Origin of the sequence: Saccharothrix longispora, assembly GCF_030852425.1 — a bacterium.
Taxonomy (GTDB): Bacteria; Actinomycetota; Actinomycetes; order Mycobacteriales; family Pseudonocardiaceae; genus Actinosynnema; species Actinosynnema longispora.
Genome location: NZ_NSDM01000003.1, coordinates 366488 through 381844 on the forward strand (window position 1 = coordinate 366488; position 15357 = coordinate 381844).

Annotated in this window: 19 protein-coding genes; 3 read left to right on the plus strand and 16 right to left on the minus strand. The window is 74.6% G+C overall.

What is annotated here, in order from left to right:
- Nucleotides 1–31: 31 nt before the first annotated feature.
- From CKY47_RS09550 to CKY47_RS09590, 9 genes are read right to left on the minus strand one after another with little or no spacing between them, the layout of a single operon-like run.
- Nucleotides 32–685, minus strand: a complete 654-nt coding sequence (locus CKY47_RS09550; RefSeq protein ID WP_306745322.1) for a cytochrome P450 — start codon at nucleotides 683–685, stop codon at nucleotides 32–34.
- Nucleotides 649–1188 carry a cytochrome P450 family protein gene (locus CKY47_RS09555; RefSeq protein WP_306745323.1) on the minus strand — a complete coding sequence of 180 codons (540 nt, stop codon included), beginning with the start codon at nucleotides 1186–1188 and terminating at the stop codon, nucleotides 649–651. The genes CKY47_RS09550 and CKY47_RS09555 overlap by 37 nt, the downstream gene beginning before the upstream one ends.
- Entirely contained in the window at nucleotides 1179–1862 is a 684-nt protein-coding gene (locus CKY47_RS09560; protein ID WP_306745324.1) for an SDR family oxidoreductase, read from the minus strand. Before CKY47_RS09560 ends, CKY47_RS09555 begins: the two co-directional genes overlap by 10 nt.
- On the minus strand, nucleotides 1863–3191 hold the full coding sequence (gene rfaE2, locus CKY47_RS09565; RefSeq protein WP_306745325.1) for a D-glycero-beta-D-manno-heptose 1-phosphate adenylyltransferase: 1329 nt from the start codon (nucleotides 3189–3191) through the stop codon (nucleotides 1863–1865).
- A complete protein-coding gene (locus CKY47_RS09570; RefSeq protein WP_306745326.1) occupies nucleotides 3188–3763 on the minus strand; it encodes a D-sedoheptulose-7-phosphate isomerase in 576 nt (191 codons plus the stop codon). Before CKY47_RS09570 ends, rfaE2 begins: the two co-directional genes overlap by 4 nt.
- Entirely contained in the window at nucleotides 3760–5010 is a 1251-nt protein-coding gene (locus CKY47_RS09575; RefSeq protein WP_306745327.1) for a glycosyltransferase, read from the minus strand. The genes CKY47_RS09570 and CKY47_RS09575 overlap by 4 nt, the downstream gene beginning before the upstream one ends.
- Nucleotides 5007–5885: a glycosyltransferase gene (locus tag CKY47_RS09580; protein WP_306745328.1), complete on the minus strand. Its 879-nt coding sequence runs from the start codon at nucleotides 5883–5885 to the stop codon at nucleotides 5007–5009. Before CKY47_RS09580 ends, CKY47_RS09575 begins: the two co-directional genes overlap by 4 nt.
- Nucleotides 5882–6874 (minus strand): glycosyltransferase family 9 protein, encoded by a 993-nt coding sequence (locus tag CKY47_RS09585; RefSeq protein WP_306745329.1) that lies wholly within the window; start codon nucleotides 6872–6874, stop codon nucleotides 5882–5884. Before CKY47_RS09585 ends, CKY47_RS09580 begins: the two co-directional genes overlap by 4 nt.
- Nucleotides 6871–7386, minus strand: coding sequence for a D-glycero-alpha-D-manno-heptose-1,7-bisphosphate 7-phosphatase (locus CKY47_RS09590; protein ID WP_306745330.1), 516 nt, complete (start codon nucleotides 7384–7386; stop codon nucleotides 6871–6873). Before CKY47_RS09590 ends, CKY47_RS09585 begins: the two co-directional genes overlap by 4 nt.
- Before the next feature lie 161 nt (nucleotides 7387–7547).
- On the opposite strand from CKY47_RS09590, the gene CKY47_RS09595 reads away from it, so the two are divergent.
- Nucleotides 7548–8066 carry an SRPBCC family protein gene (locus CKY47_RS09595; RefSeq protein WP_306745331.1) on the plus strand — a complete coding sequence of 173 codons (519 nt, stop codon included), beginning with the start codon at nucleotides 7548–7550 and terminating at the stop codon, nucleotides 8064–8066.
- A gap of 281 nt (nucleotides 8067–8347) precedes the next feature.
- On the opposite strand, the gene CKY47_RS09600 is transcribed toward CKY47_RS09595, so the two are convergent.
- The 4 genes from CKY47_RS09600 to CKY47_RS09615 are packed head-to-tail and all read right to left on the minus strand — an operon-like array spanning nucleotide 8348 to nucleotide 10410.
- Nucleotides 8348–8854, minus strand: a complete 507-nt coding sequence (locus CKY47_RS09600) for a hypothetical protein (RefSeq protein ID WP_306745332.1) — start codon at nucleotides 8852–8854, stop codon at nucleotides 8348–8350.
- Between the two features lie 4 nt (nucleotides 8855–8858).
- A complete protein-coding gene (locus tag CKY47_RS09605; RefSeq protein WP_306745333.1) occupies nucleotides 8859–9587 on the minus strand; it encodes a metallophosphoesterase family protein in 729 nt (242 codons plus the stop codon).
- A complete protein-coding gene (locus CKY47_RS09610; RefSeq protein WP_306745334.1) occupies nucleotides 9584–9838 on the minus strand; it encodes a BON domain-containing protein in 255 nt (84 codons plus the stop codon). The genes CKY47_RS09605 and CKY47_RS09610 overlap by 4 nt, the downstream gene beginning before the upstream one ends.
- On the minus strand, nucleotides 9835–10410 hold the full coding sequence (locus tag CKY47_RS09615; RefSeq protein WP_306745335.1) for a nucleotidyltransferase: 576 nt from the start codon (nucleotides 10408–10410) through the stop codon (nucleotides 9835–9837). The genes CKY47_RS09610 and CKY47_RS09615 overlap by 4 nt, the downstream gene beginning before the upstream one ends.
- Nucleotides 10411–10471: 61 nt before the next feature.
- On the opposite strand from CKY47_RS09615, the gene CKY47_RS09620 reads away from it, so the two are divergent.
- Nucleotides 10472–10750, plus strand: a complete 279-nt coding sequence (locus tag CKY47_RS09620; RefSeq protein WP_306745336.1) for a DUF6480 family protein — start codon at nucleotides 10472–10474, stop codon at nucleotides 10748–10750.
- A 224-nt stretch (nucleotides 10751–10974) separates the two neighbouring features.
- Here the strand turns inward: CKY47_RS09620 and CKY47_RS09625 are convergent, their stop codons facing one another.
- Complete coding sequence (locus CKY47_RS09625) at nucleotides 10975–11982, minus strand: NAD-dependent epimerase/dehydratase family protein (RefSeq protein ID WP_306745337.1); 1008 nt, start codon at nucleotides 11980–11982, stop codon at nucleotides 10975–10977.
- Between CKY47_RS09625 and CKY47_RS09630 the strand changes: the two genes are divergently transcribed.
- A complete protein-coding gene (locus tag CKY47_RS09630) occupies nucleotides 11981–12769 on the plus strand; it encodes a ZIP family metal transporter (protein WP_306745548.1) in 789 nt (262 codons plus the stop codon). The two genes, CKY47_RS09625 and CKY47_RS09630, sit on opposite strands and share 2 nt — an antisense overlap.
- Nucleotides 12770–12802: 33 nt before the next feature.
- On the opposite strand, the gene xylB is transcribed toward CKY47_RS09630, so the two are convergent.
- A complete protein-coding gene (xylB, locus tag CKY47_RS09635; protein ID WP_306745338.1) occupies nucleotides 12803–14182 on the minus strand; it encodes a xylulokinase in 1380 nt (459 codons plus the stop codon).
- The gene (gene xylA, locus CKY47_RS09640) at nucleotides 14182–15321 is read right to left on the minus strand and encodes a xylose isomerase (RefSeq protein ID WP_306745339.1); all 1140 of its coding nucleotides are present in this window, start codon (nucleotides 15319–15321) and stop codon (nucleotides 14182–14184) included. Before xylA ends, xylB begins: the two co-directional genes overlap by 1 nt.
- Nucleotides 15322–15357: the final 36 nt, after the last annotated feature.

Consider the following 15357-nt stretch of genomic DNA (forward strand, 5'->3'; position numbering starts at 1 on the left):
CGTACCCATCACCCGACAAGGTTAACCACTCCTACTGACGGGTGGTGAACGACAATCCGAAGTGATCCAGGGTCGCGGGCAGCGGCCCGCGGAGCACGGGCACGGCCAGGTGCTCGCGCAGCGCGTCGAGCATCGTGCCCGCCGCCACCAGCACCAGGTCCCGCCCGGGGCACGCGCCCGGACCGCCGCTGAACGGCACCAGACCGGGTCCGCCCGCGGGCCGGATCCCCGGGGCGTACCGGTCGGCGAACGGCAGGCGCTCGGGGTCGCGGTGGAAGAACGGCGTGAACACGGCGAACGTGGTGCGCTCCGGCAGCCACGTGCCGTGCCACGAGGTCGGCTCGGTCGACTCGCGCAGGATCATCGGCGTGGTCGGCCACAGCCGCGCGGACTCCTGCACGCCGGCCGCGTCGGAGCCGCCGACCGCGAGCGCGCGCATGGTCACGGTGCCCGCCGCGTCGAACGCGAACAGCCAGTGCGGCACCTGCCCCGGCAGTTCGTCGGCGGGCGCGGCGCCCGCGAGGCTGCCGGGTTCGCCGCGCTCCAGGTGCACCCGCAGCCGCCGCTCGAACCGCTCGCGCAGGCGGGTGCGCCGGGGGTGCGGGTAGGCCCAGTCCGCGTCACCGCGCGGGGATGTGAGCAGGTCGGTCAGCCCGGTGTCCTCGCGGGCGAACGAGCCGAGCACGATCCGCCACCACACCCTGGCGAACGCGTCCAGGTCAGCCCGCCCGTGGGGTGCACGTGGCGCAGCAGCAGCCCGGCCTCGTCGGTGACGATGCCGGGCACGTCGACGCGCCCGGGCCGCAGCACCTCCTCGTCGAAGGCGCGCAGCCGGGCCCGTTCCGCACCGGTCGAGATCAGCACGCCGTGCGGCTGGAAGTGCGCCGGCGCCGCCCGCTTCTCCCGCGTGGCGGGGGAGAGCGGCGACGGCGACCGGTCCAGCAGGCGCGTCACGTCGTCCGGGTCGAGCAGCAGCGCGAGGCTGCGCCCGGTCACCCGCAGGCGAAGCGGTTCCGGCCCGTAGCGGGACCGGAACCGCCGCAGGAGGCCGATGGCCCCGGCGTCGGCCTGGACGGTCTCCGCGAGCGCCATCGCCGCGGGCCGGCGCACGATGGCGCCGCCGGTCTGCGTCGGCAGCAGCACGCGGGCGAACGCCCGGCCGGTGTCCAGCCGGGACGCTACGGCCACGAACCCTCCTCGGCGTGCGCGACGACCAGTTCGCGGACCTCGCAGCCCTCGGGTTGGCGCAGCGCGAACACGATGGCGTCGGCCACCCGCTCGGGCGGGTTGAGCTTGCTGTCGTCCGGCGGCCGGTACTGCTCCTCGCGGTCGTCGAAGAACTTCGTGCGCATGCCGCCGGGGATCACCAGCGTCACGCCGACCCGCCCGGCGGTCTCGGCGGCGAGCGCGCGGGTGAACCCGACGACGCCGAACTTGGAGGCGCAGTACGCGGTGGCGTCGCCGACCGCCTTGATGCCGAGGGTGGACGCGATGGTCACCACCCGGCCGCCGTCGCCGAGCAGCGGCAGCGCGGCGCGCACCACGGCGGCGGTGCCGAGCAGGTTGACCATCACCACCCGCTCCCAGTCGCTCGCGGGCACGTCCTCCAGTTTGCCGCACGCGTCGGTCCCCGCCGCGGTGACCACGGCCCGCAGGCCGCCGTTGCGCTCGGCGATGGCCCGCACGGCGCGTTCCGCCGCCCGCGTGTCCGACAGGTCCACCGACTCGAAGTCGGCGACCTCGGACGACGACGGCGCGGCCTTGTCCAGCACCAGCGGCGTGCCGCCCAACTCGTGCACCGCGTGCACGACGGCCGCGCCCAACCCGGACGCGCCGCCCGTCACCAGCACCTGACCCAGCATTCAGCCCCTCCTCGACAGCATCTCGGTGGTCGACCGACCCCGGTGGTAGGGCACGACGACCGTGCGCCCGCCCCACTCGCGCACCAGGTCGGCTTCCGGCAACGAGTCGGCGGTGTAGTCGCCGCCCTTGACCCAGACGTCCGGCCGGAGTTCGGCGAGCAGGCGCTCCGGCGTGTCCTCCCCGAACACCAGCACGTCGTCCACGCAGTCCAGCGCGCGCAGCACCTCGACCCGGTCCTGCTCCAGGGTGACCGGCCGGTCCGGGCCCTTGAGGCGGCGCACCGACGAGTCGGAGTTCAGGCACACGACCAGGCAGTCGCCCAGCGACCGGGCGGCGCGCAGGGTGCGCACGTGGCCCGCGTGCAGCAGGTCGAAGCACCCGCCGGTGGCGACCACGACGCCGCCGCGGGCGCGCACCGCGTCCACCGCGGACACGCCGCTCGACGGCCCCGCGCCGCCGACCCGCGCCCGCGGGACGGTCGCCCGCGCCGCGAACCCGGCGGCCCCGCCCCGGGCCAGGAAGTCCGCCGCGGCGGTCACCGCGGACGCCACCGCCTCGTCCAGCGGCGCGCCCGCCATCAGCCGCGCGGCGGCGGTCACCGCGAACCGGTCCCCCGCGCCGCACGGGTCGGCCACGGCCACCCGCGGCGCGGGCACGGTCACCGGGGTGCCGCCGCCGTGCAGCAGGGCTCCGTCCGCGCCGCGCGTCACCACGACGGCCCGCGCCCGCCACCGGCCGCGCAGCGCGGCGGCGGCGTCCTCGGCGTCGGCGTGCCCGCTGAACCCCGCGGCCTCGGCCGCGTTGGGCGTCACGAGCCGCGCGCCGGGCACCGGTTCGGGGCCGCGCGGGTGCGGGTCCCACACCACGGGCACGCCCGCCAGCACGCCGCGCAGCCGCTCGTCGCGCACCAGGCCGCGTCCGTAGTCGGAGACCAGCACGAGGTCGGCGGAGCGCACCGCGTCCAGCATCTCGTCGGTGACGCGGGGCGCGCCTGGGCCGCCGCCCCGGTCGACGCGGGCGATCGAGTGCCCGCCGCAGCGCAGCCTCGTCTTGACCGGGGTGGCCACGCCCGTCGGGCCGAGCACCGAGGGCACGTCGGTCAGCGCGGCGCGCAACCGGTGCCCGTCGGCGTCGTCGGCGACCGCGCCGACCAGCACCACGTCCAGGCCGTCGCGCGCGGCCAGGGCCGCCGCCAGCCCCGCGCCGCCGGGCCGCACGTGCTCGTCGGACACGTCCAGCACGGGCGCGGGCGCGTCCGGGCAGAGCCGTTCGGCGGTGCCGACCAGGTCCACGTCGAGCAGGCAGTCGCCGACGACGGCCAGCTTCACGACGCGCTCCGCAGGCCGGAGGGCAGCGCGGCCTCGAACGCCGCGCACAGCGCGTGCACGGCGACGAGTTGCGCCTCCTGCACGTTCGCCGGCTCGCCGGGCAGCGCCAGCACCTCGTCCACGGCGTCGGCCAGCGGGTTCGGCGCGGGCCCCGTCATCGCCCACACGTGGGCGCCCGCCTCCCGACCCGCCGCGGCGGCCTCCAGCAGGTTGGCGCTGCGCCCGCTGGTGGACAGCAGCACCACCACGTCGTTCGGCCTGGCGTGCGCGGTGACCTGCCGGGCGAACACCTGGTCGTAGCCGTAGTCGTTGCCGATCGCGGTGACGCTGGAGGTCTCCGCGCACAGCGCGATGGCGGAGAACGGCCGCCGGTCGTCGCGGAACCGGCCGACCAGTTCGGCGGTCAGGTGCTGCGCCTCGGCGGCGGACCCGCCGTTGCCCGCGGCGAGCAGGCGCCCGCCGTCGCCGAGCCGGCGCGCCAGGACACCGCCCCAGCGGGTCAGCCTCGGCGCCTGGGTGCGCAGCGCGGCCAGCGACCGGGCGAGTCCGTCCAGGTGCGTTTCCACGCTCATCGGGTTCCTCCCACGACGACGGCGCGGCCGGCGGACGCCCGGCCGGTGGTTGCCCGGCCCGTGCCCGTCCGGCCCTCGGTCGCCCGCTCGTAGACGCGTCCGGCGCTCTCGGAGATGCGGTCCCAGCAGTACCGGGCGGCGACGCGGTCGCTGCCCGCGATGCCGTACGCCTCGCGGCGAGCCCGGTCGGCCAGCAGCGAGCGCAGCGCGCGGGCCAGTGCCAGCGGCTCGCGCGGCGGCACCAGCACTCCCGTCACGTTGTGCACGACGGTGTCGGTCAGGCCGCCCACGGCGGTCGCCACCACGGGCACGCCGCAGGCCATGGCCTCCAGCGGCACGATGCCGAACGGCTCGTACCACGGCACGCACGCCACCGCGTCGGCCGAGCGCAGCAGCGCGGGCATGTCGTCGCGCGACACCCGGCCGACCAGCCGCAGCCGGTCGCGCACGCCCATCCGGTCGGCGTGGGCGAGCAGCCGGCGCGCCTCGGGGTCGGACGTGACGTCGGCCGGTCCGCCCGCCACCACCAGCTCGGTGCCGGGCAGCGAGCGCAGCGCGGTGATCAGGTCGGCGAAGCCCTTGCGCGGCACGAGCCGGCCGACGGTGACCACGCGGTGCATCCGGTTGCGGGGCGCCTTGGGCCCCTCGGGGTGGAACCGCACCGGGTCCACCCCGCACGGGATGACGGTGATCTTCGACCGGTGCACGCCCATGCGCACCAGCTCCGCCACCTCGTCCTCGCAGGTCGCGGCGATGAGGTCGACCTCGCGGCCGATCATCCGCTCGGTGCCGATCCGCTGCGCCGGGCTCGTGTCGCCGACGCCCTGGTGGCGGCGCTTCACCGTGCCCAGCGCGTGGTAGGTCTGCACGACCGGCACGTCGAGCCCGCGCGCGGCGAGCACCGAGGCCAGGCCGGACATCCAGAAGTGGGCGTGCACGACGTCGGGCCGCCCGGCGGCCCACCGCTGCCCCAGGAACCGGGCGAACTCGCCCATGTGCGGCAGCAGCTCGTCCTTCGGCACGGCGCGCGGCGGGCCGGCGGGTACGTGCACCACGTCGTACCCCTGCTCGGTGCGCACCCGCTCGGGCTGCCGCCGGTCGTCGCGGCGGGTGTAGACCTCCACGTCGTGCCCGAGCGCGACCAGGCCCGCCGACAACGCGGCGACGTGCACGTTCTGCCCGCCCGCGTCGACACCGCCCAGGGCGGCCAGGGGGTTGGCGTGCTCCGACACCATCGCGATCCTCATCCGCCCACTCCTGTCAACAACCGGTCCCAGGCCCGCAGGAACGCGTCGAGCCCGTAGTGGGCCAGGGCGAACTCCCTGGCCTGCTTGCCCCGCTGCACGGCCAGCGCGGGGTCCGCGACCAGCTCCCGCAGGCCTCGCACGAGTTCGTCCACGTCCGTGGACACCACGCCCGCGTCCGGCGGCACGGCGCGCACCACCTCCGTGCAGGCCAGCGCCACCACCGGCATCCCCAGGTGCATGGCCTCGATCAGCGACAGGCCGAGCGAGGTCCACCGCACGGGGTGGACGTAGGCGCGCCGCCGGGCCAGCTCCCGGTGCAGCGAGTCGAGGTCGTGGTCGCCGCGACCCATGTCGCCGAGCTTCTCCGTGCCCATGCCGTACACGTCCAGCGGCGCGACCTCGGCGAACCGCGGCAGCAGGTCGGTGCCCACCACGCGCCCGCGGCGCACCGGCTCGTTGACCACGACGGCCGCGCGGGCCAGGTCGCCGGTGTAGCGGTGGCCGGGGTCGACGACGCCGTGCTCGATCACCACGGTGCGCGTGTCGCCGCAGTCCCACATGAGGTCGTTGAAGTGCGTGACATGAACGATCGTGCCCGGCCAGTCCTTCAGCGGGTGCACCTGGTTGGGGTGCTTCGGCGTGTTGTGCTCCAGGTAGACGAGCGGGATGCCGCTCGGCACCCAGCCGACCTCCTCGGGCCGCTGGATCACGGCGGCGTCGGCCTCCGCGCCCGCGACGTCGACCTCGCGCGCGGCGGGCCAGTCGCGGCCGGCGAGGCCGATGCCCTTGGGCGGGGCGGCTATCAGGTACTCGTGCCCGCCCTGGACGAACGCGTTCGTCCAGGACCCGTGCACGTGCCACAGCAGGATCTTCACGTCCGCACCCCCACCAGGTCGGAAACGGCGGCGACGACCCGGTCGGGCGTCACCCTGTCCAGGCACGGGTGCCCGGCGACCGGGCACTCGCGAGCGCGTGAGCCCCGGCACGGGGCGTGCTGGTCGCCCAGCAGGACGTGCGGGCCGTGCGGCGCCCAGCGCACGGCGGGCACGACCGGCGAGAACAGCGACACCACCGGCGTGCCGACGGCGGCGGCCAGGTGCGCGGGACCGGTGTTGCCGACCACGACGGCGTCGGCGCCGGCCAGCAGCCCGGCGAGTTCGGCGAACGTCGTGCGCCCGCCCAGGTCGACGCCGTGCTCGCCGGCGACGTGCCTGGTCAGCCCGGTCTCGCCGGGGCCGCCGGTGACCAGCACCCGGTGCCCGGCGGCGGCGAGGGCGGCGACCGCCTGGGCGCACCGGTCGGGCGACCAGGCGCGGGCGGGCACGGACGCGCCGGGGTGCAGCACCACGTACGGGCCGACCTCGGGGGTCTCGGGCGGGGTCGTCACGGCGAGCCGGCCGTCGTCGCCGGGCGGCAGTTCGAACCCGGCGGCGCGGGCGACCTCCAGCGCGCGTTCGGCCTCGGGGACGTCCGGGTCGTCGCGCAGCCGGACGTCCAGCAGGGAACCGGGGTAGTCGGTCGAGCGGGCGACGATCCTCGGCACGCCGGCGAGCCTGAGGAGCAGCGCGAGCGGCAGCGGGCTCTGGTGGAACGAGGTGAGGATCAGGGCCACGTCGGCCCTGATCCCCTTGAGCAGGGCCACGACGCCCTCGATGTCCGGCGCGCGCACCTCGGGCGCGGGGGCGGTGATCCACGGGCAGTCCCAGCGCACGACCCGGTCGACGCCCGGCAGCAGCTCGGCGGCCTGCGCGCCCGCGTGCCCGCACAGCAGCACGACCTCGCCCGCGTGCGCGGCGGCCCGGACCGCCGGCCCCGCGAGCAGCACGTCGCCGTCGCTGTCGAGCCGGGCCACGATCGTCCTCATAGGATCATCGCCAGCGCGCCGCGAAGGTCCCGGGCGGTGTGCGGCGCGCGGTCGACCTCGTCGGCCAGCGTCACGGGGGTGGGCACCATGATCGGTGTGACGCCGGCCGCGAGGCCCGCCTTCACGTCCGCCTCGATGTCGCCGATGAAGTAGGTGCGCTCCGGGCGGGCGTCCAGCGCTCCACAGGCCCGGATCACCATGCCCGGCAAGGGTTTGCGGCACGAGCACCCGTCGTCCGGTGCGTGCGGGCAGACCTGCCACGTGCCGAAGCGGCCGAGCAGCACCTCGACGCGCGCGTTGACCGCGGCGACCTGCTCGCCGGTGATGAGGCCCCGTCCGACACCGGACTGGTTGCTCACCACGCCCGTGCGCACGCCGTGCGCCCGGAGCAGGCACAGGACTTCGCGCGCGCCGGACATCGGCTCGACCTTCGCCGGGTCGCCGTTGTAGGGCACGTCCTCGATGAGCGTGCCGTCGCGATCGAACAGAACCGCGTCGGGGTACTGGTCCACAGAGGAGAGTTAGCCGGCGGGAAACGAACCAAACGCTTTCCGGAGAAGCGCTACTCAGCGTTACTCGCTCGACCGGTGGTACCGGCCGGCGATGTGTGGGACCCGGGAGTGGGGGGTAACCAGTGCTCGAACTCGTTTCCCTACGAGAGGGTGCAAGTACAGTGACGACGATCGAGAAGTCCGTGGACGTCGAGGTCCCGGTCACGACCGCGTACAACCAGTGGACGCAGTTCGAGTCGTTCCCGCGGTTCATGGAGGGTGTGGAGAGCATCACCCAGGTGACCCCCACCCGCACCCACTGGGTGACCAAGATCGGTGGCGTTACCCGCGAGTTCGACGCGGAGATCACCGAGCAGCACCCGGACGAGCGGGTCGCGTGGCACACCGTGGACGGCCCGCCGCAGGGCGGCGTGGTGACGTTCCACCGCATCGACGACCGGCACACCCGGGTCCACGTGCAGATGCAGTACGACCCCCAGACCCTGGTCGAGAAGGCCGGCTCCGCGCTGGGCGTGGTGGAGCACCGCGTGTCCGGCGACCTGGGTCGCTTCAAGGAGTTCATCGAGGGCCGCGGCGCCGAGACCGGCGCCTGGCGAGGTGACGTCGCACGCCCCCCGCAGGCCGGGGAGACGCGCCACGACCTGCCCGACGGCGGCCGTCCGGGCGACCCGCTGCGATGATCGGCCGAGCGGTCCCGCCCCCGCGGGGGCGGAGCGGGTCGGCCCTGCCGATCCCCTCCCCCAGGCCGCCACTGGAAGTGGCGTAGCGCCGGTGCGGCGGTAGGAGCACGGCGAGACGACGTTCGAGGCCCCGCGGACCACCCGGTCCGCGGGGCCTCGTCGCGCGCGCCCCCGGTGCCGCCCCCGTCGTACCCGCTCCCCTCGTCGTCGCGTCCCGCCGTCTCGTCGTACGTCGAGGGCCCGCGGACCGGGTGGTCCGCGGGCCCTATGACATCACTCGTTCAGTTGTCGGCCAGGCGAGTGAACAGCGCCCTCACCGACTGCCGCAACGTCGACGCAGGGTCACCCAGCAGGGACTTCTGCGGCGCCGCCGAGTCGCCGGTCGGCGTCGCGGGCGGCTCCACCCCGTGCTCGAGCAGCTCCCGCAGCACCTCCAGGACCACTTCCGGGTGACCGAGCGGCACGGGGGCCGCGAACGTCTGGACGGAGGTGATGAGGCCGTCGTGCCGCTTCACCAGCTCCCCCACCTCAGCCCCCGCCGCCGCGCCCGCCACGACGTGCACCGGCACGGCGCGACCTTCGAACTCGCGCAGCACCTCGTCCACCTCGCCGGCCTCGGACGCGGGCAGTCGGCACCACATGACCTGCAGGTACTCCGTCAACGGCCGCCACGTGGCGGGCAGGTCGCCGTGCACCCCGACGCCGGCCGGGTCGAGCACGACCACGGCCGGGGCGTCGGCGGGACCCGCCCACACCACGGACGGACCTCCGGTCCTGGTTTCCTCCATCGATCTACACCTCCACCACGGCGGGTTCCACGCAGTAGACGGTGTATGCCTGCCGCAGGATGGGTTGTGCCACGTTCCGCACCCGCACGCCGCCCGGCGTCATGCCGTGCTCGGTGCCGAAGTGCGCGTGGCCGTGGACGGCGAGGGTCGTGCCGGTGGCGTCGATCGCCTCGCCCAGCAGGTACGAGCCGAGGAACGGGTAGATCTCCGGCGGCTCGCCGCGCAGCGTGTCGGGCACGGGCGCGTAGTGCGTCAGCGCCACCTTCACGTCGGTGTCGAGGCTGTCCAGCGCAGTCCGCAGCGAGTCGGCGATGCCGGTCGTGTGGTTGATGAACGCCTTCATCTCGGGTTCGCCGAACGCGCTGCCGCACTTGCCGGCGAACCCGCCGCCGAAGCCCTTCACCCCGGCGACGCCGAGCGAGTGGCCGTCCACCCGGAACGTCGCCGTCTCGCCCTCCAACACGTGCAGGCCCGCGTCGCGCAGGACCCGCGTCACCTCGACGGGCTTGTCGTCGTGGTGGTCGTGGTTGCCCAGCACGGCCACCACGGGCACGGGCAGGTCGGTGAACTCGTCGGCCACCACCCGCGCCTCCTCGACGGTGCCGTGCCGGGTCAGGTCACCCGCCAGCAGCAGCACGTCGGCGCACTCGCCCAACTGCTCCAGCGCGGGCCTCATGCGGCCGCGCGCGTCCTCGCCCAGGTGCACGTCCCCCACCGCGGCGATGCGGATCATCGCAGCTCCTCCCGGCCGGCCGGCGCGTCGACCGACACCACCTTCACGTCGTCGAACACGGTCAACTCGGGTGCCACGTCGTGGATCACCGCCTCCAGGGCCTCGCGCCGATCGGCGCTCGCCACGGTCCCGGAGAGCATCACGTGGTCACCTCGCACGGTCACCCGCACACCCTGTTCCGTCGTGCGCGGGTCCTCCGCCAGCGCGCGGCGCAGCCGTGCCGACAGGTACTGCTCGGGTTCTGCGGTCATCGCGTGCTCCCGGTCAACGTCGTCGTGTGCAGGAGGTCGAGGCGTTCGACGAGCACCAGGAACGCCTCGGCGTACGGCGAGTGCTTCGTCGCCTCCCTGACCTTCTCCCAGTCGATCTGCTCGCGCAGGGCGCGGGCGAACGGCAGCAGCTCGCTGAAGTCGCACCGGTGCCCGTCGAGCACGAGCAGCTTGCTGATCATCACCTCGGTCGCGGGCATCACCGGCAGCGACACGGAACCGACCGCCAGCTCCTCGGCGCGGGACAACGTCTCGTCGGTCACCGGAATCTCGTTCGGGCGAAACAGGAGATCCACCAACGAGTCACCGTCGTACACCTTGAGCAACCAGTCCTCGGGCGGCGTGGCGGCCCTCATGCCCTCCGCCACGAGCGCGCTCACCGCGGGTTGGGCGTCTTCCTCGCGCACCAGGATGTCCACGTCGTGCTCGGTCGCGGGGCCTCCCCTCGCGTACACGGCGCACCCGCCCGCCAGGGCGAACGGGATGCCCTTCGCACGCAGGGCCTTGGCCACCTTGGTCAACGTCCGCAGCAACTCGTCTTGGACACCGCTCATGCGGGTGGACTACCCGTCGGAGTGGTGGTTCACACGGCCGGAGCGGGGTAGCCACGGCGGTATGACTGGCACACCGCCCGATCCCGACACGTCCCGCACGCCGGGCGGCGCACCACCGCCGCACCCCGAGCCTGAGCGCACCCCCGGCCTGGAGCCCGGTGGCGGGGTGCCGCCCGGTGAGACGCCGCCCGACGCCGGTCAGACGTCCGGCCTGTCGCACCCCCAGCCGATGCCGTCGCGCCGCGGCCCGGTCATCACCCTGGTCCTGGTCTCGATCCTGACCGTCCTGGTGCTGGCCTTCATCGTCGCCGAGATCATGGGCTGGTCGAAAACCTTCTGACCCGAGAGTCCGACATCCACGCCCCGCGAGTCGTAAGTCCCACCCGCGCGAGTCGTAAGCCCAGGCCCCGTGAGTCGTAACCCCAGGATCTCCGAGTTCTGCGTTCGGAACCGACGGGAACGGGCGACACGAGTCGTGAACGTGGAACTCAGGGGTCGCGACCGTACGACTCGCGGGGGCTGGGAATACGACTCGCGGGTGGGACTTACGACTCGCGGGTGGGGTCAGGGGTGGAGAGGGGGGCTGGCCGGTAGGCCTTGTTTGTGGGCCAGGCCGGTCAGGAGTTGGCGCAGGGCGTCGCGGGCGTCGTGGGCCGGGGTCCAGCCGAGGACTTCGCGGGCACGGGTGGCGTCCAGCAGGGGGGCGGTGAGCGCCAGGTCGACCCAGCCGTGGGAGGTGGGCTGGAGGCGGAGGCGCCAGGTGACCTTGGCGGCGGTGCGCAGGGCGGTCGGCGGGATCGGCACGTGTCGCGCGCCCAGGACGCCGGCCAGCACCTCCGGCGTCACGACCGGGTCGGAGACGATGTTGAACGCGCCGCCGTGGCGGCCCGCCACGACCCTGGCCACGGCGTCGGCCACGTCGTCGGCGTGCACGAACTGGAGGACCATCGAGCGCGGCAGCGGCAGGACGGGCGTCTTCAGCCGGAACAGCGCGTGCGGCACGAGCGGGCCGAGGAAGTAGCGCTTGATCTCGGCGGCGGCCTGCGGCTGGAGCACCAGGCCGGGGCGGACGCGGGTGACGGTGAGCGTCGGGTGGTCGCGCTCGACCTGGTCGAGGATGTGCTCGACGGCGGCCTTCTGGCGGCTGTAGTAGGACGTCGACACGCCGTCGGTCGGCCAGCTCTCGTCCACGGTGTGGTCCTTGGCGGCCGGTGAGTAGGCCCCGACCGACGACATGTGCACCAGGTGCGGCACGCCCGCGGCCACGGCGGCGGTGAACACGCGGTCGCTGCCGGCCACGTTCGCCTTGTAGAGGGCGCGCTCGTCGTGGCTCGGCTGGATGCGCCACGCCAGGTGCACGACGGCGTCCGCTCCGCGCAGCACCTCGGTCAGCGGCTCCTCGGCGCCGTCGCGGCTCAGGTCGAGCGGTGTCCACTCGACGCCGCGGTAGGCGTCCTCGTCACGGGGTGGCCGGCGCGAGACGCCGTGCACGGAGACGTCCGTTTCGCCCGCGAGCCTGCGGAGCAGGGCGGTGCCCAGATTGCCGGTGGCGCCGGTCACGACGATCCTCATGGGCGGCGAGTACCCGCGCGGGCCGGGTGCGACACGGGGAGGCGCGGTGTTGGAGGCGGCGGCGTGGGGGCTGCTGGCCGGGTCGGCGCTGCTGGTGGGCGCGCTCGTCGGGTACCTGGTGCGGGTGCCGCGGGGCGTGGTGGCGGCGGTGATGGGGTTCGGCAGCGGCGTGCTGATGTCGGCGGTGGCGTTCGAGCTGGTGGGGGAGGCGCACGAGCTGGGCGGCCTGCTGCCGACGACGGCGGGGTCCGCGCTGGGCGCGCTGGTCTACACCGGGGCGAACGTGCTGCTGGCCAGGCGCGGCGCGCGGCACCGCAAGCGGTCGGACGGCCGGCAGCCGTCGGAGGCGGAGCAGGCCGGGTCGGGCACGGCCATCGCGGTGGGCGCGCTGCTCGACGGCATCCCGGAGTCGGTGGTGATCGGGACGAGCCTGCTGGCGGGCGGCGGGGTGAGCGCGGTGACCGTGGCCGCGGTGTTCATCTCGAACGTGCCGGAGGGCCTGTCGTCGGCCGCGGGCATGCGCCGGGCAGGCCGTTCGCGCCGCTACGTCTTCGGCTTGTGGACGGGGATCGCCCTGGTCAGCGGCCTGGCGTCGATGCTGGGGTACGGCCTGCCGGTGGGGGTGTCGCCGGTGTGGTTGGCGGGGATCACCGCGTTCGCCGGCGGCGCGATCCTGTCGATGGTGGCGGACACGATGATCCCGGAGGCGTTCGACGACGCGCACCTGCTCGTGGGCCTGGTGACCGTGGCGGGCTTCCTGACCGCCTTCGCCCTGTCCCACGCGTGACGGGGGCGCCCCCGGCGGGAGCGCCCCCGGATCTCAGCGGTCGACGGTGAGGTCGCGCGCGGACGCGTAGCGCTCGCGCACCCACGGCGTCGGCTCGGCCTCCACGGTGGTGGACGCGAGGTCCGACCACAGCGGGGCCTCGGCGAGGCCGCTCGCCGCCCACGCCGCCTGGCGGGCGGCGCCGTCGGCGACGTACTCGCCGGGCGACGGCACGACGACCGGGCACCCGAACACGGCCGCCGCCACCTGCTGCACGGCGGCGGACCGGGCACCGCCGCCGATGAGCAGCACCCGTTCGACGGGGGTGCCCAGCGCCACGAGGGCGTCGACGGCGTCGGCCAGGCTGCACACGAGGCCCTCGACCGCGGCCCTGGCCAGGTGGGCCGGGGTCATGGTGTCGAGCCGCAGGCCGTGCAGCGCGCCGGTCGAGTCCGGCTTGTTCGGCGTCCGCTCCCCCTCCAGGTAGGGGATGAACGCCAGGCCGTCCGCGCCGGCCGGCGCGCCCAGGGCGAGCGCGGACAACTCGTCCAGGCCCACCCCGAGCACGCGGGCCGTCGCGTCGAGCACCCGCGAGGCGTTGAGCGTGCACACCAGCGGCAGGTGGCCGCCCTCGGCGTCGGCGAACCCGTTGACGGTGCCGGTGCCGTCGGCGATCGGCCGCGACGACCGCGCGAACGCGGTGCCGGACGTGCCGACGGACACGACCACGTCACCGGGGCGCGCCTGCACGCCCAGGGCCGCCCCCGCGTTGTCGCCCGCGCCCGCGCCGAACCGACCGGCGGTCAGCTCGGCGGGGCCGAGGACCCGCGGCAGCGCGACGACCCGGCCGAGCGCGAGTTCGAGCAGGTCCGGTCGGTAGTCCTCAGTGGACGGTGACCAGTAGCCGGTTCCGCTGGCGTCGCTGCGGTCCGTGGTGATGGCGTCGAGGGACGTCTGCCCGGACAGCTTCCAGGTGAGCCAGTCGTGCGGCAGGCAGACGGCCGCCACGCGGGCGGCCGCCTCCGGCTCGTTCGTCGCCAGCCAGCGCAGCTTGGTGACGGTGAGCGAGGCCACCGGCACGCTGCCGACCGCCTCCGCCCACGCCGCCGGCCCGCCCAGCTCGGCGGTCAGGTCGACCGCCGCGCCCGCCGACCGGGTGTCGTTCCACAGCAGCGCCGGGCGGACGACCTCGCCGGCCTCGTCGAGCACCACCATGCCGTGCTGCTGCGCGGCGACCGACACCGCCTCGACGTCGTCGAGCCCGCCCGCGTCCGCGATGGCCGCCTGGAGCGCGTCCCACCACGCGTGCGGGTGCACTTCGGTGCCCGCCGGGTGCGCCGCACGCCCCTCGCGCACGAGGGCGCCGGTGTCGGCGTCCCGCACCACCACCTTGCACGACTGGGTGGACGAGTCGACGCCCGCGACGAGCGCCATCAGCGCGCGCCCAGCAGGTGTTCGAGCGCCAGCTGGCTGAGCTTGACGAAGCCGAACCCGCGCTGGGCGGCGGCCTCCGGGTCGATGTCGTCGGCCTTGATGAAGTCGGCGATCGACTCGCCCTCGGCCAGGGTCGGCTCGGCCAGCTCGTAGACGCCGCTGTACTTCAGCGCCTCCTGCACCTCGGGGTCGGCGCGGAACGCCGCCGCCCGCTCGCGCAGGATCTTGTAGGTGCGCATGTTGGCGGCGGCGGAGTCCCACACGCCGTCGAGGTCCTCGGTGCGCAGCGGCTTGTAGTCGAAGTGCCGCGGGCCCTCGTAGCCGCCGTTCTCCAGCAGGTCGACCAGGAAGAACGCGGACAGCAGGTCGCCGTGGCCGAAGACGAAGTCCTGGTCGTAGCGCGGGCCCTTCTGGCCGTTGAGGTCGATGTGGAACAGCTTGCCCTGCCACAGCGCCTGCGCGATGCCGTGGACGAAGTTGAGGCCCGCCATCTGCTCGTGGCCGACCTCGGGGTTCACGCCGAACAGCTCGTGGTGCTCGAGCTCGTTGATGAACGCGATGGCGTGGCCGATGGTGGGCAGCAGGATGTCGCCGCGCGGCTCGTTGGGCTTGGGCTCCAGGGCGAACTTGAGCCCGTAGCCCTGCTCCTCGGAGTAGGCGGCGATGGTGTCGAGCGCCTCGCGGTACCGGTCGAGGGCGGCGCGCACGTCCTTGCCCGCGTCGACCTCGGAGCCCTCGCGGCCGCCCCACAGCACGATGGTCTCGGCGCCCAGCTCGTGGGCGAGCTCCAGGTTGCGCAGCACCTTGCGCAGCGCGAACCGGCGGACGCCGCGGTCGTTGCTGGTGAAGCCGCCGTCCTTGAACACCGGGTGGGTGAACAGGTCGGTGGTCACCATGGGCACGACCAGGCCGGTCTCGTCGAGGGCGGCCCGGAACGCGGAGACGCGCTTGTCGCGCTCGGCAGCGTCGGCGCCGAACGGGACCAGGTCGTTGTCGTGGAACGTGATGCCCCACGCGCCGAGCTCGGCGAGCTTGCGCACCGCCACCGGGGCGTCGAGCACGGGGCGGCTCGCGAGGCCGAAGGGGTCACGCCCCTGCCAGCCGACCGTCCACAGACCGAAGCTGAACTTGTCCGACACGAGGACACCTCCAAATAAGTTTGATGCCTAAACTTA